We start from the raw sequence: 19,927 nt of genomic DNA, 5'->3' as shown, positions 1-19,927 counted from the left end.
CATGCGGGTCGAGCAATTCCTCATCACGAACGCGGCCGCGCATGGCGCGAAGACGGCGCTTGTCACCGACCGGAAGCGGTTGCGCTATGACGAGCTCGACGATCTGTCGAACCGGCTCGCGACCGCCCTCGCCGCGAACGGCGTGCAGCGCGGCGACCGCGTTCTCGTCTTCATGGACAATTGCTGGGAAGCCGCCGTCTCGATCTTCGCGGTTCTCAAGGCGGGCGCGACCTTCAGCCCGATCAACGCCTCCACCAAGGCCGACAAGCTCGCTTATGTCATCGACGATTGCGAGGCTGCGGCGATCCTGACCCAGGCCAAGCTGATGCCTGTCGTGATCCAGGCGCGTGCGCTGTCGGACCAACCGCTCTTCGTCGCGTCGACGCAAGCGCCATCCAGCCATACACCGGATGGCGCTGCCTCCTTCGAGGATTGTCTCAAGGTCGCGCCCGTGCCCGTTCGCCATGGCGGGATCGACATCGACCTCGCCATGCTGATCTACACCTCGGGCTCCACCGGCCGCCCCAAGGGCGTGATGATGACGCATCGCAATATCGATGCCGCGGCCGAATCCATCACGACCTATCTGCGCAACACCCCTGACGACATCATCCTCAATGTCCTGCCCCTGGCTTTCGACTACGGCCTCTATCAGCTGCTGATGGCGATGAAGCTCGGCGCGACCCTCGTCCTCGAAAAATCCTTCGCCTTTCCGCAGGCCATTTTCGAGCGCATCCGCGCCGAGAAGGTCACCGGTTTCCCGCTGGTGCCGACGATGGCGGCGCTGATCCTGCAGATGCGCGATTTGGCGCCGGGTTTCCTGCCGAGCCTGCGCTATATCTCGAACACCGCCGCCGCCCTGCCGCCGGTGCATATCGCCCGGCTGCGCGAGCTGTTCCCCGGCGTGCAGCTCTATTCCATGTACGGTCTGACGGAGTGCAAGCGCTGCACCTACCTGCCCCCGGAGGAGCTGGACCGCCGGCCGGGTTCCGTCGGCATCGCTATTCCCAACACGGAAGCGATCGTCGTCGACGATGAGGGCAACCGCGTGCCACCGGGCGTGGCGGGCGAGTTGGTCATCCGCGGCCCGCATGTCATGCAGGGCTATTGGCGCAACGACGTGGCCACGGAGCAGATGCTGCGTCCCGGGCCGCATCCCTGGGAAAAGCGGCTCCACACCGGCGACCTGTTTCGGACGGACGAGGACGGCTTCCTCTATTTCGTTGGCCGTAAGGACGACATCATCAAGACGCGCGGCGAAAAGGTTGCCCCGAAGGAAGTCGAAGCTGTGCTGCACGCCCATCCCGGCATCGTGGAAGCCGTGGTGACCGGCGTGCCGGATCCGGTGCTCGGCCACGCCATTGCCGCCCTCGTCGTTCTCTCGGACGAGACCCTGAGCGAACGGGACATCATTCGCTACTGCTCCGTTCATCTCGAGGATTTCATGGTGCCGAAGCTCATCGAGTTCCGCCGCGAGTTGCCGAAGACCGATACCGGAAAGGTCAGCCGAAGACTGGCGGCCGAAACGTTGGGGACTGCAGAATGAACCACTCCCTCGCCCCGAGCCGTCCCGCCTTCTCGGCCGACGCGCTGACGCTCGACAACGCTGCGGAAACCGATCGCATCGTCGCCGGGTTGCGCGAGCAGCTACGCGGCATGCGCAAGCGCGGGCTCGTGCTCGGCCTCTCTGGCGGCATCGATTCCAGCGTCTCGGTCGCGCTCGCCGCCCGCGCCGTCGGCGCGAAGAACGTCTTCTGCCTGTTCATGCCGGAAAACGACTCCGATCCCGACAGCCTCCGCCTCGGCCGGCTGGCCGCCGAAACCTTCGGCGTCGAAGCGATCGTGGAGGATATCGGCCCGACGCTGCACGCGATGGGTTGTTATGAGCGGCGGGATGCCTTCATCCGCGAGCTGGTGCCGGAATACGGGCCGGGCTGGGCCTCAAAGATCGTCATCGCCAATTCGCTCGCCGGCGAGGGCTACAACATCTCCTCGCTGGTGGTGCAGGGCCCCGAAGGCCGGCAGACGAAGCTGCGCATGTCGCCGGCGGTCTATCTCGGCATCGTCGCCGCCACCAACATGAAGCAGCGCACGCGCAAACAGATCGAGTACTATCACGCCGACCGGCTGAATTTCGCCGTGCTCGGCACGCCGAACCGGCTCGAATACGACCAAGGCTTCTTCGTGAAGAATGGCGACGGCGCAGCTGACGTCAAACCGATCGCCCATCTCTACAAGAGCCAGGTCTATGCGCTTGCCGCCCATCTCGGCATTCCCGAGGAAATCTGCCGCAGGGCGCCGACGACCGACACCTATTCCCTCGAGCAGACGCAGGAAGAGTTCTATTTCTCCCTGCCCTATGACCGCATGGATATTTGCCTCTTCGGCCTGAATAACGGCCTTTCAGCCGTGGAGGTCGGCACCGCCGCGAAGCTGACTACGGTCGAGGTCGAACGCGTCTGGGCCGATATCGCCGCCAAGCGCCGGGCGACGCGCTATCTGCACCTTGGCCCGCAGCTCGTCCGCCCCGTCGAGGAAATCGCCTGCTGAGATCGGCGCGACAATCGGGATTATGTTGCCGCGCGCGCACAATGATGGCCTATTCGAACCGCTCCCCGGCCAGGCGATTCCAGTGCTCGCCGGCCAGCCCGTTGAAGAAGCCTTGCGAGCTCAGGAACGCGTTCACCAGTTCCTCGTCGCGCGAATGCACCACGGTCGAGGCCGGTTGAGTGAAGGCGACCCGTCGACCCAGCATCGCTGCCAGCAGGGCGGGTTGCGTCCGGCCGCGCAGGCCGGCGGCGCCGCGCCGCGCTGCATCGCCAATCAAGCAGTCGATGACGGAACCAGCTTGCCCCGGCAGGGCCAGAACCTGCAGCACGCGCGCCATCCTGCCCGGGCGGGTGTGATAGAGGAAGGCGCCGACCAGCGCCCCGCTGGGGGAGGAGACGGACGCGAACACGGCCTCGCCATAGTCCGGCTTCTGGGAAGCCTCCCCGAGGATATGCGCAAGCTGCTCCGCGCTCCAGTCGGGTCGGAGCGGGAACTGGCGCATCAACGGGTCCAAAAGAGCCGCAAAACCGGCATGATCGATTTCGGCAACCTTGAGGCCGCCCTTGCGATTCCAGAGTTCCGGGACCCCGGACCAGCGCATCTCGTTCTCCTGCATCCGTCCGCGAAGATAGCGATCGAGTCCGCGCGCGAGCGGGTCAAGCAAGCGCACGGCGCCGGCTCGCCGCGAGGCTAGATCGAGCAGGAAGGCCGAAGGCCGGATTACCCGGATCCAGTCCAGGCTGTATTGCGGCAGGGCGACCCCGCGCAGTTTCGTCCACATCTGCGTCGAGAGGGCATTTGCGGTTTCGCTGAAGGAGATGTCCTGCGGCCCGGCCAGGAATGTCCTGAGCAGCCTTGCGCCGGCCATCGGGTCGTTCGCCCGCGTTTCGACCATGAGCGAACCACAGATGGCGGCGCGCAGCTTGCGCTGGCCATGCCTCATCGGCAGTACATTCACGCCGACAAAGCCTGAAATGTCGCCTTCGCTCGCAATATGGACGAGAGACGCGATCTCCGGATCGCAGACCGGGCCTTCAAGATAGTGCCAGCGCAGATAAGTCTCAAGCGCCGGAGGCGGCGGCTTTCCACCGTCCCGGAAGGTTCTTTGAAAGAGCCCGACGACGGCCGGAATATCCGCGGCCTGCAGGGGACGAATCTGGCTCATGCCAAACTTGCGGAGGATGAGATCGCGGGCGCACCGTTCTCCAGCTTGCGGAGGAGTGCGACACGCGGCATTCCGACCTCATCCTTGGCGAATGTCACGGGTTCATAGGCCTTGGCTCTGGCTATCAGGGCAGCCACCTGGCGGTCCTGCCCCTGCCCGAACTCGAACAGCAGCCAGCCACCAGGCTTGAGGAAATCGATTGCGTCCCGGATCAGCCGCTGGTGGATCGAGATGCCGTAAGGCCCCCCGTCGAAGGCCTCGCGCGGCTCGCCCTCAAGCAGATGCGCGCTCTCGCCTTCGAGGCGCGCGGTCGAGATATAGGGCGGATTGCAGACAATCATGTCCGCCGCGCCGATAAGCCCATCGCCCTCCAGCGCACCGAACAGATCCCCTTTCCGGATGGCGACCCGGTCCTGAAGGGCCAAGCGTTCGGCATTGCTACGGGCGAGCGCGACCGTGCTGTCAGTCACGTCCACCCCCCAGACGCAGGCCGACGGAACTTCCGCCGCGATCGCCAGAGCAAGGTTGCCGGAGCCGCAGCACATGTCGATCACCATCGGGCCGGGCGCGCGATCGCGAAGAATCGCGAGCGCGCTCTGTCCGAGCAACTCTGTTTCCTTACGCGGCACGAGAACGCCCGGAGCCAGTTCGAGCATCACGCTCATGAAACGATGCAGGCGGGGCGTAGAACGACCGGCTAGGGCTGCTGCTCTGTGCGGCACGGCGGTTCCTTACGTCATCCGACGGTATTGCATACACAATGACCTATCGCGCTCCGGTAAACGGCTGCTAAAGATATCCGCCGATACTTCGCAGCGCGCCAGCTCGGCCATATAGATGCCGTCCCATCCAAGGGATGTGGCTCCAATCAGAGCTACCCAGCTGTAAACTTCAATGACCGACTTTGGGCGCATTGCTGTCATTCGCCTCCGGCGCATAAGTCGCCGCGTCGCCTAACACGCTAAGCCCGCCACTCATCCTGTCAGGCGGCAGTTACCTTGGATCGGATTCTCCGCCTCAAGTATCCGCTTCCAGCAAATGAAGATTGAAAGTTTTCCATTCCGTTTGTGGATTCATTTTTTTCAAAATTTTGACTAAGACGATATAACGCATTGACTTTATGCCGATTAAAGTCCCTCTCCCGCTACCACTTCAAACGCCACTATCGTACGCAATGGCCGATTGTGGCGGGCTGCCCATGCGGTGTCCTGTGCGATAGCGGCTATATCTGACCTTCCTAGGGCGAGTAGAAGCCTTCAGCGACCTACAGCATCTCGCTCAGTGACGCCAATGCGGCTAACGATGCCGTCACCAGATATTCTCGCCGTCACCCACGCGTATCGGCTTCACCCATCGGAAGTTTCGCGCTCGCCTGCCGGGCTTCGCCTTCGATCTCGATCTTGCTCCGCGCTTGAAGATCGAAGCGCACCGTTACGGTGCGCATGCGCGCATGCAGGACTCCGTCCAGCGTACCGCGCATTTCATGCAGATAAGTCAGCGACGATTTCCCAAGCTTTTCTATAACGCTGCGAACGGTGACCAGAGTTCCCGCCGCGGTTTCATGCACGTAGTCGATCTCCATCCTCACATCCGCCCAGCCGAGGGTCGGCGTCAAACGAGGATCGGCAATCCTGCCCAGCAACTGGAAACTGGCGTCATCAAACATCGCCACATAATGACGAACGTTGAGATGGCCCATCGCGTCGCACATCCAAGGATGCACGACGCCGACATAGGTTTCGATGCCGGGCGTCAAAACCCGACCTCGTTTGCGCCCTTGAGATCCAGCAGTTGACGGGCTTCGTCGGGCGTCGCGATTTCGAGCGACAACTCGTTGAGAATGCGCTTTATCTTGGCAACCTGTTCGGCATTGCTCTTAGCGAGCGTGCCCTTGCCGACATAGAGGCTGTCTTCCAAACCGACCCGTACATTGCCGCCCATGATCGCGCCCATCGTGCAGAGATTTATCTGGTGCTTGCCCGCGGCAAGGATCGACCAGAGATAATCGTCTCCGAACAGCCGATCAGCCGTCCTGCGCATGTGCATCATGTCTTCTGGGTCGGCGCCGATTCCGCCCAGCAGCCCGAAGATCGTCTGGACGAAAAGCGGCGGCTTCAGCAGCTTGCGGTCTAGAAAGTGCGCAAGCGTATAGAGGTGACTGACATCGTAGCACTCGAACTCGAATTTCGTGCCGTAAGCCTGGCCGACTTCGACGATGATACGCTCGATCTGCTCGAACGTGTTGGAGACGATGCCCTTCTTTGTGTCTTCCAGGTAGCCCTTCTCCCAGTCGTATTTCCAGTCGGTGTATTTCGGCGCGATGTGGTGCAGGGCGAAATTCATAGATCCCATATTGAGCGAGCAGAGTTCCGGCTTCGAAGCGTGCGCGGCTTCAAGGCGCTCTTCGAGGGTCATCTTCAGCCCGCCGCCGGTGGAAATGTTCATCACGGCGTCGGTCTGCTGCTTGATGCGCGGCAGGAAATCCATAAACAGCTTTGGATCAGGGGTAGGCTTGCCGGTCTCCGGATCGCGGGCATGCAGATGGATCACCGACGCTCCGGCTTCGGCTGCTCCGACGGCGGCGTCGACGATCTCGGACGGCGTTATCGGCAGATACGGGCTCATCGTCGGCGTGTGGATCGAGCCGGTGACCGCACAGGTGATGACGACTTTCGGCGATTTCTTCATTGTTGAACTCTCTCTTGTCTGCCTTTTGTTGTTATCTCTCGAGCGCGAGGCAATCCTCACGACCACAGCCCAATCGAACCGCCTCGCCCGCATTGAGTTCGGACCGAGACGACGATGCGGCAAGCTTGACAATGAATTTCAGGCCGCCCGCCGTCACAGCGACGAGCCGGATGTGATCCCCGACATAGACGGACTGAACGACGGTTGCCGCAATCACGTTGAGGGCGGTGGAGCCATCGTGCAATAAGGACATGCGCTCGGGCCTGATCGACAGCGTCACCCTGGCGCCCGCAGGGGGCGTCGCGCCAGGGGAAATGGCGTTCAACACCAGATCGCCATCGTCGAGATGGACGGCCACGCCACCGTTTTCACCGCCGGCAAGCACGGTGCCGGACATGCGGTTGTTCTCGCCGATGAAGCTCGCCACAAAGCTGCCCGTCGGACGCTCATACAGTTCGCGTGGTGTCGAAAGCTGCTCGATGCGGCCGGCACTGAACACCGCGATCCGGTCCGACATGGTCAGCGCCTCGGTCTGGTCGTGTGTCACATAAACGAACGTGACGCCGAGCCGGGCATGGATATCCTTGATTTCGAACTGCATCTGCTCGCGCAATTGCTTGTCGAGGGCGCCGAGCGGTTCGTCCATCAGGACAAGATTTGGTTCGAAGATCAGGGCGCGGGCAACCGCGACGCGTTGTTGCTGCCCACCCGAAAGCTGCGCCGGACGCCGGTTGCCGAATTCGGGCAACTGGACCATATCGAGAACGTTCCTGACACGTCGCGTCACCTCGTCGCGGCCAAGTTTGCGGACCTCGAGCGGGAAAGCCAGGTTTTCGGCGACCGTCATGTGCGGGAAAAGCGCGTAGTTCTGGAACACCATGCCGATGCCGCGACGATTGGCGGGAACGTTGTCGATGCGCTGACCGTCAATGAGGATTTCGCCCTCGGTCGTATCTTCGAACCCCGCAAGCATCATCAACGCCGTCGTCTTGCCAGACCCGGAAGGCCCCAGCAGCGTCAGGAATTCGCCGCGCATGATTTCCAGGTCGAGCTGACGCACCGCCTGGACCGTCTGCCCGTAGCGCTTGCTGACGCCACGAAACTCGACATGAACCGGGCCACGCGGGGATCCGCCCATCACCGCGCCTGCGCCTTGGGATCACGGCGTGCCGAAGCCGGGCGTTTGCGCGCAGGCTGAGCCTCAGCCGCCGCCGCGGCGCGAAGAATGATGTCGGCGGCCTCACGCAGATCGGCAACCAGCGCCTTGCGCGCAGCCGCGCCATCGGCGCGACGCAGCGCCGCGAGCATTTCGTCGTGATGGTCCAGGCCCAGGCCGTAGGTCACGTCCGAGCGGACGATGTTCAGAAACGGTCCTGCCTGCAGCCACAATTTCTCAATGATCTGCTGGATGAGAGGTGACCGCGCGGCATGGTACATCGTGAAATGGAAGCGCCTGTTCAGGCCGAGATAATTAGCCATGACATTGCTCTCGACGCATTCGCGCATCAGCCCGTTCAGCTTCGCCAATTCATCGAGTTCTTCGGGCGTGATGGTCGTCGCGGCCCACTCGGCCGCCGTTCCTTCGACGCTGCAGCGCACACGCACCAGATCCGAAATACGCGCCACCGTGGCCTCGGGGACGATGACGCCCCGATTTGGGTGGTCGAACATTGCCTCGTCGCTGACGAGTTGCCGCAAGGCCTCGCGCACCGGCATGGCGCTGGTCCGGTACTGTTCGGCAAGCTGTCGCACGACCAGTCTTTGGCCGGGCAGGAAGTCACCGTTCATCAGTGCTTCCTTCAAGCCCGTATGGACACGAACATGAGCTGTCTTTTGCGCGGCCGAGCCGGCACTGGCATCCTTGCGATCAAGCATCAGTTTGTCCGGCGCGGCAGTATTTTGAGGTTGCTCGACAGGAAATCGTCGAATGCGCCGGCGAAGCCGTCGAGTTCGGCGTCGCCAAATGGCAGTGACAACGCCAGCATGCCGCGCGGCGTCACGTAGTACCCTCGCAACAGCATTTCGATATGCCAAAGCGCAATCACCGAAGGATCGGCATCGTCGAGCCGCGCCGGAGTGTCCACCGGCCCCCTGACGAAATGCAGGTTCATCAACGACCCACGCCCTATGACGATGCCCTCGACGCCATGCCTTTCAAGGGAGACGTTCATCGCTTCGCGCAGGCGATCGCCGCGCGCATTGATCGCGCGGCTCGCCTCTTGCGTCAGCACCTGGGTCAGACCGGTGAAGCCAGCAGCCATGCTGAGAATATTGTTGTTGAACGTCCCGCCATGCGAGAACGCACCGGGCAAAGCCGGATCGAAGCGATCGACGAGGTCGGCGCGTCCACCGAATGCGCCAAAACTGGCGCCGCCGCCGATATACTTGCCGAGCGTCACGAAATCGGGAAAAATCCCATGCGCCCCGTGGAGCGCGCGGTAGTCGAGGCGCGAAGTCATGACCTCGTCGAAAATCAGCAGCGCCCCGGTATCCTTCGTCACCGCGCGCAGCGCTTCCAGGAACTCACGCGTCGCCGGGATGCAGCCGCCGCCGCCCATCATCGGCTCGACGATCACCGCGGCAAGCTCGTCGCCCTGTTCCTTGATGACCGCCACGGCGCCTGCACTATCGTTGTAGTCGGCGAAGACAAAGGGGAAAGGCAAATTGAGTGGCGAGCCGCCATGCGCAAAGGTGAGTACGCCACCGTGGTAGCCCTCGCGGAATGCGAGTATCTTCGAGCGCTGGGTAATGGCGCGAGCCGCCGAAATAGCCATGATGTTCGCCTCGGTGCCCGAGTTGCAGAAGCGCACGCGCTCGATGGCCGGAAAACGGTCGACCACCGCGGCAGCCAGGCGCGCCTCATAGCGGTTGGGTGCGCCCAGCATGATGCCACCCTGTATGACGTCCACAAGGGCCGCCGAAATCGCCTTGTCGGAGTGGCCGTAGAAACCGGCACTGTATTCCGAGACCAGGTCGACATAGGTATGGCCGTCCAGATCGGTCACCCTGCAGCCTTCACCGGAAACAAACGATACGGGGAATGGCCGATACCATAGAACAGCCCTCGTATTGCCGCCCGGCAACGATGCCGCGGCCTCGTTCTGACGCGCCAGGCTGTTCGGGTTGGCGTCAGCGAAACGCTGTCGCGCCTCGTCCAGAACAGCAGCGAGACTGACATTGGCGCGCACGTCTCTAGTGCCTTGCAGCATTCGATCAAATCCCTTTGGCTTTTTCACTTTTTTGCACCGTATCGTAAATTCCTGTTGCTAATCAATCCATTTTGCGTTTGAAATTTGATCAAATCCACAACGATAAGAAAGGGGAACTGCAATGAGGACTTATCTGCAAGCCGTATCTGCCGCCGCGATCTGCCTCGCGACCTCGACTTTGGCCGCGTCCGCGGCCGACCCCGTCACGGTGGTCGGCTGGGGGGGTACATGGGACAAGGCCTACAAGGATGGGGTCTGGGACAAGTACACCGAAAAGACGGGCGTTCCGATCGTCATGGAAGAATGGGGCGGCGAGGTCGCCAAGGTGCGTGCCCAGGTGCAGGCAGGCAACATCACTTATGACGTCGTCTCGGTCGAAGCGCCCGCCATGGAAGTCGGCTGCGCCGAAGGCCTGTTCGTCCCGCTGACGCCCGAGATCACCGGCGACGCGGCGAATTATCTTCCAGGCACCCTGCACGAATGCGGCGTCGCATCCGACACCTGGGCTACGGTCCTTGCCTACAACACGAAGGTCTACAAAGGTGACGCCGCGCCGAAGAGCTGGGCGGATTTCTGGAACGTCGAGAAATTTCCGGGAAAGCGCGGGCTTTACCAGCAGGCACAGTTCACGCTGGAAAATGCGCTGATGGCCGACGGCGTGAAACGCGAGGACATGTACAAGGTGCTGGCCACGCCGGAAGGTGTCGATCGGGCTTTCGCCATGCTCGACAAGATCAAGCCGAACGTCGTCTGGTGGTCCACAACGACGCAGGGCATCCAGAACCTCGACAGTGGTGAAGTGGCTCTCAGCGACGGGTTCAATGCGCGCATCACCAACGAAGCCATCAACGAGAAGAAGCCCTATGCGATCGCATGGGACGCTGGCTTCTTCTATGGCACCGACTACTGGGCGGTGGTGAAGGGCGCGCCGCACCAGCAGGCCGGGCTGGATCTCCTCAAGTGGTTCTCCATCCCTGAAAACCAGGCCGGCTTCTCGAAACTCTATGCCTATGGCACCGGCCGCAAGGAAGCCGCCGACCTCATTCCCGCGGATTGGAAGGCCAACCTGCCGACGTCGCCGGAGCACCTTCAGTACGGCGCCTCCTATGACAACGACTTCTGGACCGAGCACAAGGAAGCACTGGAAGAACGCTTCAAGGCCTGGCTCGCGAAGTAACCCAGGCATGTTGGTCGGGACAAAGCCGGCTATGAAGCGGCGCCAACGGGGCGGCATGCTCGCCCTGTTGACGGCCCCGCTTATTCTGTTCGTCGTCATTCTGTTTCTGTGGCCGGTAGCGCGCTTCCTCGCTCTGGCCGTCGACAACTCGGATTTCTCGAACAACCTGCCGCGCACAATTGCCGCTCTGGCGGGCTGGAATGCGGATAGCGGCCTGCCTGGCGAACCCGTCTTTGCAGCACTCGTCGAGGATTTGGCCGACGCGCGGCGCGCCGGGAAGGAAGGCGTCCTGGCGCAACTCGTGAACCAGCGCGTCGTCGGCAGCCGTTTCCTCGTCATCAAGACGGCAAAGGATGCGGCCGACGGCAAACTCACTATGCGTCCCGTGCGCGACGAGGTGCTCTCCAAACAGGCCGGCTGGAAAAACATCGATCTCTGGCAGGTCATAGCGCGCCAGCAAAGCGCGCGAACGGACTATTATCTGTTGGCGAGCCTGGACCTGAAGCGAGGCGCGGACAATTCGATCGAAGCCGTTTCCGCCGACCGCGCCATCTTCGTCGACGCGCTGCTGCGTACGATCTGGATCAGCATCGTGGTGACCGTCATCTGCGCGGTGCTCGCCGTGCCGCTGGCGCAGGCAATTGTCAGCGCGCCCCCGGCGTGGTCGAAGCTGATGTTCGCGTTGATCCTGTTTCCGCTCTGGACGTCGCTGCTGGTGCGCACCGTCATCTGGATCATCGTGCTGCAGAAGAACGGCCCCGTGAATTCCACTCTGCTCGGATTGGGTATCGTCAGCGAACCCCTCGACCTCATCTACACCCGCTTTTCGCTCTATTTGGCGATGGTTCAGGTTCTGCTGCCTATGATGGTGCTCTCCGTCGTCGCTGTCATGCGGCGGGTTCCGACCACCTACATGCGCGCGGCACTGTCGCTGGGTGCGCCGTGGCTCACGGCGTGGCGCCGCGTGCAGTTACCGTTGATCCTGCCAGGGATCCTGTCCGGCGGGGCGATCGTTTTTGTCTTCGCACTTGGCTACTACATCACCCCGACGCTTGTCGGCGGGCCGACCGACCAGATGATCTCCAGCTACATAGCTTTCTACACGAACAGCACACTGAACTGGGGCATGGGTGCAGCGCTTTCGCTGCAACTGCTGATGATCCTCGTGTTGTTTGCGTTGCTGTTCTGGACGGCGTCCGTCCTCTTCCGCCGCAAGGCGCATGTCGCATGAGCGCCGACCGCTTCCGGAAGTGGCTGATGTATGCCTATGCGGCGACGTTGCTGGCGTTCATCATCCTGCCCCTGCTGATCGTGATCCCTATGTCGCTGACCTCGAGCAATTCGCTGGCATTTCCGACGCCGGGCTGGTCGCTGCGCTGGTATGCCGAACTGTGGGTCGACCAGCGTTGGCCGAACGCACTGTGGAACTCGGTCGTCATCGGGCTGTCCACCACGGTTCTGGCGTTGCTGCTCGGCATACCTGCGGCGATCGGACTCGCCTGGGGCGATTTTGCCGGCAAACGGATTCTCTACGCGATCATCGCCGCGCCCTTAGTGACGCCGGTTGTCATCGTCGGCGTCGCGGCTTTTTCATTCTTCGCCACACTGGGACTCGTAGGCAACAAGCTATCCATCATTCTGGTGCATACGGCGATGGCCGTGCCTGTGATGCTGACGACTGCCGTCGCCAGCCTTTCGACCTTCGACCGGACATTGGTTCGCGCGGCCGCATCGCTCGGCGCCGGCACCATCCGCACATTCTTCAAGGTAGTGCTGCCGCTGATAGCGCCGGGCGTCATTACAGGGGCCATCATCGCCTTCATCATCTCTTTCGACGAAGTCGTCGTCGCAAGTTTCCTCTCGACAGGCGCGGAGCGAACCTTGCCTCGCATGATCTTCTCCGGGGTTCGCGAATCCATCAGCCCTGCCATCGCGGCCGTCGCTGTGCTGCTGATCGCATTCTCTGCGACCCTGCTTGGTGTCATCGCCATCCTTCAGGGCCGCTCGCAAACTCTCCGCGCAAGGGCATCGGCATGAGACTGGTTCCATCGGTACAGCAGTTGGAGACCGAGATGACGACCTGGCGGCGGCATCTGCATGCCAATCCAGAACTCGGCTTCGAAGAGTTCGAGACGGCGCGTTTCGTGGCGGACAAACTGCGCTCGTGGGGCATCGAGACGACCGAAGGCGTCGGACGGACAGGTGTCGTCGGTACGCTCAGGGGCAGGCTCGGCGCTGGTCGCAGTCTTGGCATCCGAGCCGACATGGACGCCCTGCCGATGACCGAGGCGCGGCCGCTGCCGCATGCATCCCGCATTCCCGGGAGGATGCATGGCTGCGGCCATGACGGTCACACGACGATGCTGCTCGGCGCAGCCTCGGCGCTTGCCCGCTCGCCCGACTTCGCCGGCACCGTGCATTTCATTTTCCAGCCGGCCGAGGAGGGCCGAGGTGGGGCCCTCGCCATGCTGAATGATGGCCTTTTCGAGCGTTTCCCCTGCGATGAAGTCTACGCGCTGCACAATTGCGAACGGCCGCTGGGCGAGATCGCCGTCCACCACGAGACGGTGGCAGCGGCGGCTGATCGCTTCGAGATCGTCGTGCATGGAAGGGGCGGCCATGCGGCGATGCCGCATCTTGCGATCAATCCACTCCCCGTCGCCGCGCGCATCCTGCTGGCAATCGAAGCCCTGCCCGGTCGCCTGACCGATGTGCACTCTCCGGCAATCGTCACCGTTGGCAGCCTGCGCGCCGGCGAAGCCTTCAACACCATCCCCGATGCGGCGTTTCTGACCGGCACCGTGCGCACCTTCGACCATCAGGTTCAAAAGACGCTGGAGATGGCAATCCGCCGCATCGCGAAAAACGAGGCCGAAGCTTTTGGCGCCAGCGTCGATATTCGCTACGAAACGCCCTTCGCGCCGACGATCAACACTCCGGCGCAAGCCGACGCGATGATCGCGATTGCGAACGAGGTGATGGGCTCGGAACGTCTCGTCGTCGATCCGCCTCCCGAGATGGGTTCTGAAGATTTCTGCTACATGTTGGAACAGCGGCCGGGCTGCTATTTCTTGCTTGGCCAGGCGGACGACGCGCACCAGGCCGCCGCGCACGACACCAATTACGATTTCAACGACGCTATCCTGCCGATGGGCGCCAGTCTTTGGGTCAGGCTGGTGGAGCGCCGCCTGTCCGCCGCAGGCGCATCGTGATGCAGTTGCCGGAAAAAGACATCCGCTGGCGGAGCCATTGGCTGCGGCAGGCATTGCCCGAGGACCCGGACCTTGCGCCTCCGCTCGAAGAGACAACGCAGGCCGACATCTGCATCGTTGGCGGCGGGTATCTCGGACTGTGGACCGCCATTCGCCTCAAGCAGCACAATCCAGGCTTCGACATTGTCATTGTAGAGCGCGACATTTGTGGTGGTGGCCCGAGCGGCCGCAATTCCGGAATGGTGCTTTCGGCGTGGACCAAATACAGCGCGCTTGCCGCGCTGCGCGACGGAAACGACGCGCTTTCGATCATCAAGGCATCCGAAGCCGCGATCGGCGGCATCGAGGCTTTCTGCAAGGCCGAGGCAATCGACGCCTGGTTCGATCGCATCGGCTGGATCTGGGGCGCTACGTGCGAAGCACAGCTTGGCGCCTGGGACGACGCGTTAAACAAGCTGGCAGCGCACGGCTACGTCCCGGCGCGGCGAGTTTCGCGCCCGGAGATCGCGGCGATGGCCGGTACGACGAGCCACCTTGGCGGTGCGTTCGACGCTTCGTCGGCAACTGTGCATCCAGGGTTCCTGGTGCGCGGCCTGCGTCGTGCAGCGCTGAACCGCGGCGTTCGGATCTATGAAAAGTCGCCGATGAAGCGGTTTTCGCGACGTGGCAAGCTCACGGTGGAAACGGCGAAAGGAACTGTGTCCTGCGGCAAGGTCGTGCTTGCCATGAACGCCTGGTCCGGGGCGATTCCGGAACTGGCCCCTGCGATCTTCAACATCTCCAGCGACGACGCCATGTCACAGCCCATTCCAGACCTTCTCGACAAGGTCGGCTACCGCCGGGCGCCGCTGATGATCGATTCCCGCGTCTTCGTTGGCGGTTGGTCTCCGACGCGCGATGGTCGGCTGTCCGTCGGCGTCAGCGGTGGCGTCATTGGCTTCGGCGGCATCGTCGACCAGCGTTTCCATGGCCTGTCGCCACGGGTCGCCGAAATGCGTCGCGTGCTGCGGGATGGCCACCCGGCGCTCGCCGATTTCCCGCTCGAAACATCGTGGAACGGCCCGATCGACCGGACGGTCAGCGGCGTGCCGCTGTTCGGCGCTTTGCCCGCCAACCGCGATGTCGTCTACGGCTACGGCTTTTCCGGCAATGGCACGACAATGGCTTATATCGGCGGCGAGATCCTCACCAGCCTGCTGACTGACGGCGAATCGGAACTGACGCATTCGGCGCTGGTGCGTCCGGTGGCGCGCGGTTTCCCGCCCGAACCCTTTCGCTTCGTCGGTGCGCATTTCGTCCGTGGCGCGGTGCGTCGGCGCGACGATCTTGAACATGCCGGGCGCAAGCTGGATCCGGTGACGAGATGGCTCGCCGGGCTGGCTCCGTCCGGCGTCACTCCCTCCAAAGCCAATCTTCGCGCAAAGAAAGGATGACAATGTCCAAGGCCAGGATTTTCAAGCACAGCGAGTTGACTCTGAAGCCATCAGTCACGCCGACCGGAACGTCGTCGATCGCGCGCGTCATCAATGCCGAGATCAGCCGGACCATGGGCGGTGGCATTGAGTATCTGGAGAACGCCTCGATCGACTGGACCGTGACCTATGACGAGGTGCTGTTCATCCATGAAGGCACGCTGACGATCGAACTGGATGACGGCCGCCACGAATGCCGCCCTGGCGACATCGTCTGGCTGCCCAATGGCACGCATCTGAAATACATCGCAACCGAACGCACCGGCTATTTTTACTGCCTGTACCCATACGACTGGGCCGCGCGGCAAGGGACGGTAGAACCTTGAAGTGACAGGCATATCATAGGTTCGCCTTTCACCGCGCAGTTCCGGGGTAGTGAAACAGCTGTTGGCAGCTCCGCGAAGTACGCATTGCAGGTCAATATCGTCGGCTGCAAAGCGTCACGCTTGGAAGCGATTTCATGGTGATAGCGGCCAGGAAGGGCAGCTAGCCAGCTTTCCGCCCAAGTACGATGTGAGATATCCGCCGATCCGCCTGGCAGACGGCGGATTGTCATCATAGCAATATGCATATTAGCTATTCCTTGACAATCTGCCTGGGCTCTGGTTTCCTGATTTAACGGGTGTTTAACCAAGTTCGTTGCGTTTTTTTTACGGACGGTGTTCGCATGTCAACGTTAGTTGTCGCGGACCCGCGGGGGGTGTATCTCGCTGGTCTGGAATGGGTTTTGCAGAAGGCTGGACACGATGTTGTCGCCCAGTGTCGCCGCCCTGTGGACGTTCTCGCTCATGTGGAGCGCCATCGACCTGATATGGTCATCGTTGGCGTGGATCTCGCGGACCAGCAGACATCAGGTCTTTCCTCACGGCTGAAGGCCTGCAGCAGCGCTCTCGGCATCATCTTCATCGTGCAGCCAACCGGCGGGCTCGATGTCAGGGAAATACAGACGCTCGACGTCGACGGCCTGTTTCTGGACGGCATCAGCCACCGCTTTCTCATCGAATGCGTGAATGCGGTGGCGGCGGGCAAGAAGTGGATCGACAACAAGATCGTCCAGCAGCTGCTGATGCCCGGATCGCAGCCGCAGCCAATGTCCAGGCTGACCGGGCGGGAGACCGAGATCGCCGATCTCGTCTCGCGCGGGCTGCGCAACAAGGCCATCGCGCAGCGGTTGCACGTATCCGAAGGCACTGTGAAGATGCACCTGCATCACGTCTATGAGAAGCTGCACCTCGGCAGCCGGGCGGAACTGGCCTGGGTGTCGCATGGCAAGGGCCTCCCCCCCTCAGGAACGGGCCTCCTCTGAAAGCTGCACTTTTATCGGGCATCCAAGTGAGGCCGGCAACGGGCAGGAAAGCCGCGCGATAGCATCGGCCGTGACATCGTCTGTTTCTCGACGATTGCGGACGCCTGCTCTCGGTCCGACCCGCCTGATAACCGGGGATTGACTTGGCGGTTGCTGGCTCTCCCCTCCTCCGGTTCCTTTAGCAAACAGGCTACCACAGCATACACCGCAAGCTGCCGCTTTGCGTCTCGCCTAGGTTGAGTCCAGAGCCTTGAACGTCCGGCCCCTCGAAGGGGGCCGGATCGCTTGCGTTGAAGCTAATGAAGGCTACGAGAACGTCATCAAACGATGAAGTCCTGGCTTGCGAGGATGCTTAGTGTTTGAGTAGCGGCATCCCCGTCGAGGTCGGTGTTTGCCAGCGTGAATTCGAACGGCTGATCGTCAACCGGACCCTCGATGCTCGTCGAGAAGTCGAGGATGCGAACACCCGAGTTGGCACCGGCGACGTGGAACTGAACGTAGGCCGTGTCGAAGGCTTGACCACCATCGTCGTCGATGGTCACGGTCTGATTGCCCGAGCGCAAGCCAGTAACGTTGTCGATATTGTGATCGATCAGATTGCCGCCATCGTCGTAAAGCCACGATTCTACCGTGATGGCGTTGATGTTTCCAATTCCTGCGACCGCGAAGGCCAGATTGTTGATGTCAGACCCGTCCGCAGTGGAGAAGGTGAAGCCCTCATTGTTGTTGATCTGCGAAGCCTGACCGCCTTTCACGCCGAACCCAACTGCATCGGGGTTAAGGTCGTCAGCCGCTACAGTCGGGCCTCCCAGTGGAGCAGTGTTGAACGGCGCAAAGGCTGCCTCGGTCGCGTTCGCTGCGGGCGTAGCGTTGAAGATCAGACCGTCAAAGACGATGCTGCCGGTGTTATCCACCGTGGGTACTATCAAGGTCTCCTGGGGACCGCCCGACTTGACCGCATTGAAGTTGAGGTCGGACTGCTCACCCTGGGGTGTGAAGAGCACGTCGAAGGTGTATCCCGAGTCGGTCACGTTCAGTTGGTAAAGGTCCGTATCGGTGGCCACGTCGTGGTACGTCAGCGTGGTTCCGTCGGCGTTGAGAATCTCCTCGATGGCAGTGCCACCGAGATCGGTGTAAGCGGTGATGGTGACGTGTGAGCCATCGGCTCCGGGAGTAAGGTCGAACGTCCCGGTGTCCTGTTGATTGGCGGCCAATCCGACCTGGAACGGCGTGGCATCACCAGTGATGCCGTCGAACGTCGGCCCGGCGTCCTCGAACACGAGGTGCGTCCCGAGATCCTCGTGGTTGACGACCGTCACCTCGCTCGATGAGGGGAACGCGACTTCGAGGTTCTCAACGCGCACGCCGGACGTGCTTTGCTTCGTGTCGTAGAAAAATCGAACGTAGATTTGGTCGACGCTATCGGCCGATTCGATGGTGTAATTCTCAAAGACGGAGCTGCCCCCAGGTAATACTACTGTGTCGGTCCCGTGCTCAATTACTATCCCATTATCGACAGTCCACCACTCAATGTTAACGCTCTTCACGCCGCCTACGCCCTGGACGTCGAACCTGATACCGCCGATCTCGTTCGCATCCGGACTAGCAGAAGTCCAGGCCGCGTCTTGAACGAAGAAGCCCTCATTTTGATTCAACTGAGAGGCTTGGCCGCCCTTCACACCGAAGCCGATCGCGTTGGGGTTCAGATCATCATCGGTTCCGGGGTTCGTGTTGATGGTCGTCGGATCAGTGACTGCACCTGCCGGGAAGATGAGCCCATCAAACTTGGCGCTGTGATTGTCAGTGAGATCGGCTGTCGCAACCGTGAGCGTCTCCTGCGGACTACCTGACGGGATCGACGCGAAGTCCAGCGACTGAAACGTCGTTACGAGTTCGGTGGTCGTTACATCCAGTGTGATCTTGCCTTCGGCGAAAGACAGGATGTCGGCATCGTCAACGGCGAGGGGATCGTTGTGATGCAGCGGTTCGTATTGGACGAGGTAAATCTGCGCTGACGACACGTCAGTCTTATCAAGCGCAACCGCGAACGCCAGATCGCCCGTGGGGTCAGCGACACCATTCACGGCCTCGCGCCCATAAATGACGCCGCCCTCGTTGTAGAGGAAGATTTCCGTACCGTCGACGGTAAAGAGGCCGCTCGTCGTGCCGTCAGCGGGGATCGACAGCGCCAAATCGGTCGCTCCGGTTGTGTCAAGTAGGGCGGTGTTGACGGCCACCTGCGGAAAACCTGTCGTGGCGTCGGTACCGAGACTGATTCCCGCCACACCCAGGGCCACGAGATCGTCGATGAGCGCCTGGTCGAGGAGGACATCATTGTCATCGGTGACGGTCTGTACGCCGATCTGCTCATCGAGAACGAGATTTGTGTTGGTAATAGTAGCCATAACCTGCCTCCCAATTGTGATTGAGCTGTTCCAGGGTTAGTTGGATTAGGTCAGGCCGCGGCGAAATGGTGGATCGTAGAAAACCACGATTGCCCCCCCGGCTATCACTTGAGATGCCAACAAACCCTGGCTGCTGAGGGGCCTATTTGGCGCAGCCTAAGGACGGCTGGTCAACTTTCCGTCTGATAGTATTACGACCTATATCGAACGATATATATCGTTTCGAAAGTGTCGCTGCCATCAATATAACTAGAAACATTAGCCCGCGAGAAGAGCCGTAGTGAAAGCTCGCATCCGAGCAAGCCACACGTGTCAACCGCTTTGCAAAACTGAGCCCCGATCAGCGTCCAATTTTGACTCCCTCTAAGTAAGGGCACGTTGTTTGGCGCTCGCAGGAGCTTTCGGGTTGCAGCCCGCCGAGCGCGGATGAGTTTGGCCGTGTTAGGTTGATCAGGCGCTGTTCTTGATACGCCGGAACTCGTTGCCCCGTCTCGACGATCTCATAGTGATGGATGAGACGATCCGAATTAATCGAGGATGACGAATCCGTGGCGGGTGAGATAGTCGGCGATGCGGCCCTGCTTGCCGGCACGACCCCGGTCTTGAACTGGTCGACCAGACCGAAGACGTTGCACCTGCACCTTCTCTACGAAAAGCCGCACCTCGGCAGTCGGCCGGAATTGGTCTGGGTGTGGCGCATGGCATGGGCCTCGCCCCCCAGGAACGGGCCTTCCTCCGACATC

General features: G+C 61.5%; 17 protein-coding genes. 9 read left to right on the top strand and 8 right to left on the bottom strand.

From position 1 onward, the window contains the following. The first annotated feature begins 1 nt into the window (after position 1). Together EJ079_RS16000 and nadE are read left to right on the top strand one after the other, a co-directional pair. Complete coding sequence (locus EJ079_RS16000; protein WP_127809481.1) at positions 2–1,546, top strand: class I adenylate-forming enzyme family protein; 1,545 nt, start codon at positions 2–4, stop codon at positions 1,544–1,546. Beyond that, positions 1,543–2,550 carry an NAD(+) synthase gene (gene nadE / locus EJ079_RS15995; protein ID WP_127809480.1) on the top strand — a complete coding sequence of 336 codons (1,008 nt, stop codon included), beginning with the start codon at positions 1,543–1,545 and terminating at the stop codon, positions 2,548–2,550. Before EJ079_RS16000 ends, nadE begins: the two co-directional genes overlap by 4 nt. A 49-nt stretch (positions 2,551–2,599) precedes the next feature. Here nadE and EJ079_RS15990 read toward each other — a convergent pair whose 3' ends face one another. The 7 genes from EJ079_RS15990 to EJ079_RS15960 form a co-directional block, all read right to left on the bottom strand. After that, positions 2,600–3,715, bottom strand: coding sequence for a hypothetical protein (locus tag EJ079_RS15990; RefSeq protein ID WP_127809479.1), 1,116 nt, complete (start codon positions 3,713–3,715; stop codon positions 2,600–2,602). Next, positions 3,712–4,380, bottom strand: a complete 669-nt coding sequence (locus EJ079_RS15985; protein WP_245481877.1) for a HemK/PrmC family methyltransferase — start codon at positions 4,378–4,380, stop codon at positions 3,712–3,714. Before EJ079_RS15985 ends, EJ079_RS15990 begins: the two co-directional genes overlap by 4 nt. A 662-nt stretch (positions 4,381–5,042) precedes the next feature. Further along, a complete protein-coding gene (locus EJ079_RS15980) occupies positions 5,043–5,471 on the bottom strand; it encodes an acyl-CoA thioesterase (RefSeq protein WP_127399093.1) in 429 nt (142 codons plus the stop codon). Next, positions 5,468–6,403 carry a 3-keto-5-aminohexanoate cleavage protein gene (locus tag EJ079_RS15975; protein ID WP_127317813.1) on the bottom strand — a complete coding sequence of 312 codons (936 nt, stop codon included), beginning with the start codon at positions 6,401–6,403 and terminating at the stop codon, positions 5,468–5,470. The genes EJ079_RS15980 and EJ079_RS15975 overlap by 4 nt, the downstream gene beginning before the upstream one ends. A 31-nt stretch (positions 6,404–6,434) precedes the next feature. Further along, positions 6,435–7,439 carry an ABC transporter ATP-binding protein gene (locus EJ079_RS15970; protein ID WP_348629739.1) on the bottom strand — a complete coding sequence of 335 codons (1,005 nt, stop codon included), beginning with the start codon at positions 7,437–7,439 and terminating at the stop codon, positions 6,435–6,437. Positions 7,440–7,540: 101 nt separating this feature from the next. After that, on the bottom strand, positions 7,541–8,278 hold the full coding sequence (locus EJ079_RS15965) for a GntR family transcriptional regulator (protein ID WP_127397404.1): 738 nt from the start codon (positions 8,276–8,278) through the stop codon (positions 7,541–7,543). Further along, complete coding sequence (locus EJ079_RS15960) at positions 8,278–9,612, bottom strand: aminotransferase class III-fold pyridoxal phosphate-dependent enzyme (protein WP_127809477.1); 1,335 nt, start codon at positions 9,610–9,612, stop codon at positions 8,278–8,280. Before EJ079_RS15960 ends, EJ079_RS15965 begins: the two co-directional genes overlap by 1 nt. Before the next feature lie 121 nt (positions 9,613–9,733). Between EJ079_RS15960 and EJ079_RS15955 the strand changes: the two genes are divergently transcribed. The 7 genes from EJ079_RS15955 to EJ079_RS15925 all read left to right on the top strand — a co-directional run bounded on the left by EJ079_RS15955 (position 9,734) and on the right by EJ079_RS15925 (position 16,779). Next, a complete protein-coding gene (locus EJ079_RS15955) occupies positions 9,734–10,789 on the top strand; it encodes an ABC transporter substrate-binding protein (protein WP_127809476.1) in 1,056 nt (351 codons plus the stop codon). A 31-nt stretch (positions 10,790–10,820) separates the two neighbouring features. Next, on the top strand, positions 10,821–12,020 hold the full coding sequence (locus tag EJ079_RS15950) for an ABC transporter permease (RefSeq protein WP_164873800.1): 1,200 nt from the start codon (positions 10,821–10,823) through the stop codon (positions 12,018–12,020). Next, entirely contained in the window at positions 12,017–12,826 is an 810-nt protein-coding gene (locus EJ079_RS15945; protein WP_127809474.1) for an ABC transporter permease, read from the top strand. The genes EJ079_RS15950 and EJ079_RS15945 overlap by 4 nt, the downstream gene beginning before the upstream one ends. Beyond that, positions 12,823–14,001 (top strand): M20 aminoacylase family protein, encoded by a 1,179-nt coding sequence (locus EJ079_RS15940; protein ID WP_127809473.1) that lies wholly within the window; start codon positions 12,823–12,825, stop codon positions 13,999–14,001. The genes EJ079_RS15945 and EJ079_RS15940 overlap by 4 nt, the downstream gene beginning before the upstream one ends. Then, the gene (locus tag EJ079_RS15935) at positions 14,001–15,434 is read left to right on the top strand and encodes an FAD-binding oxidoreductase (protein WP_127809472.1); all 1,434 of its coding nucleotides are present in this window, start codon (positions 14,001–14,003) and stop codon (positions 15,432–15,434) included. The genes EJ079_RS15940 and EJ079_RS15935 overlap by 1 nt, the downstream gene beginning before the upstream one ends. A 2-nt stretch (positions 15,435–15,436) precedes the next feature. Continuing rightward, entirely contained in the window at positions 15,437–15,799 is a 363-nt protein-coding gene (locus EJ079_RS15930; RefSeq protein ID WP_164873799.1) for an AraC family ligand binding domain-containing protein, read from the top strand. Positions 15,800–16,140: 341 nt separating this feature from the next. After that, the gene (locus EJ079_RS15925; protein ID WP_127809470.1) at positions 16,141–16,779 is read left to right on the top strand and encodes a response regulator transcription factor; all 639 of its coding nucleotides are present in this window, start codon (positions 16,141–16,143) and stop codon (positions 16,777–16,779) included. Positions 16,780–17,099: 320 nt separating this feature from the next. On the opposite strand, the gene EJ079_RS15920 is transcribed toward EJ079_RS15925, so the two are convergent. Beyond that, a complete protein-coding gene (locus EJ079_RS15920; RefSeq protein ID WP_127809469.1) occupies positions 17,100–19,184 on the bottom strand; it encodes a hypothetical protein in 2,085 nt (694 codons plus the stop codon). Between the last annotated feature and the right edge of the window lie 743 nt (positions 19,185–19,927).

It is taken from the genome of Mesorhizobium sp. M7A.F.Ce.TU.012.03.2.1, assembly GCF_004006095.1.
In the GTDB taxonomy this organism is placed as follows: Bacteria; Pseudomonadota; Alphaproteobacteria; order Rhizobiales; family Rhizobiaceae; genus Mesorhizobium.
Note: the sequence above shows the minus strand (reverse complement) of the source record. Positions and strands in the feature narration are given on the sequence as shown.

What these genes read in the sequence shown, in the direction of transcription:
- EJ079_RS15985 (WP_245481877.1), bottom strand. Translation starts at nt 4,380, where the DNA reads ATGAGCGTGATGCTCGAACTGGCTCCGGGCGTTCTCGTGCCGCGTAAG.
- EJ079_RS15970 (WP_348629739.1), bottom strand. Translation starts at nt 7,439, where the DNA reads ATGCGCGGCGAATTCCTGACGCTGCTGGGGCCTTCCGGGTCTGGCAAG.
- EJ079_RS15975 (WP_127317813.1), bottom strand. Translation starts at nt 6,403, where the DNA reads ATGAAGAAATCGCCGAAAGTCGTCATCACCTGTGCGGTCACCGGCTCG.
- nadE (WP_127809480.1), top strand. Translation starts at nt 1,543, where the DNA reads ATGAACCACTCCCTCGCCCCGAGCCGTCCCGCCTTCTCGGCCGACGCG.
- EJ079_RS15945 (WP_127809474.1), top strand. Translation starts at nt 12,017, where the DNA reads ATGAGCGCCGACCGCTTCCGGAAGTGGCTGATGTATGCCTATGCGGCG.
- EJ079_RS15940 (WP_127809473.1), top strand. Translation starts at nt 12,823, where the DNA reads ATGAGACTGGTTCCATCGGTACAGCAGTTGGAGACCGAGATGACGACC.
- EJ079_RS15990 (WP_127809479.1), bottom strand. Translation starts at nt 3,715, where the DNA reads ATGAGCCAGATTCGTCCCCTGCAGGCCGCGGATATTCCGGCCGTCGTC.
- EJ079_RS15965 (WP_127397404.1), bottom strand. Translation starts at nt 8,278, where the DNA reads ATGCTTGATCGCAAGGATGCCAGTGCCGGCTCGGCCGCGCAAAAGACA.
- EJ079_RS15920 (WP_127809469.1), bottom strand. Translation starts at nt 19,184, where the DNA reads ATGGCTACTATTACCAACACAAATCTCGTTCTCGATGAGCAGATCGGC.
- EJ079_RS15955 (WP_127809476.1), top strand. Translation starts at nt 9,734, where the DNA reads ATGAGGACTTATCTGCAAGCCGTATCTGCCGCCGCGATCTGCCTCGCG.
- EJ079_RS15930 (WP_164873799.1), top strand. Translation starts at nt 15,437, where the DNA reads ATGTCCAAGGCCAGGATTTTCAAGCACAGCGAGTTGACTCTGAAGCCA.
- EJ079_RS15935 (WP_127809472.1), top strand. Translation starts at nt 14,001, where the DNA reads ATGCAGTTGCCGGAAAAAGACATCCGCTGGCGGAGCCATTGGCTGCGG.
- EJ079_RS15960 (WP_127809477.1), bottom strand. Translation starts at nt 9,612, where the DNA reads ATGCTGCAAGGCACTAGAGACGTGCGCGCCAATGTCAGTCTCGCTGCT.
- EJ079_RS16000 (WP_127809481.1), top strand. Translation starts at nt 2, where the DNA reads ATGCGGGTCGAGCAATTCCTCATCACGAACGCGGCCGCGCATGGCGCG.
- EJ079_RS15950 (WP_164873800.1), top strand. Translation starts at nt 10,821, where the DNA reads ATGAAGCGGCGCCAACGGGGCGGCATGCTCGCCCTGTTGACGGCCCCG.
- EJ079_RS15925 (WP_127809470.1), top strand. Translation starts at nt 16,141, where the DNA reads ATGTCAACGTTAGTTGTCGCGGACCCGCGGGGGGTGTATCTCGCTGGT.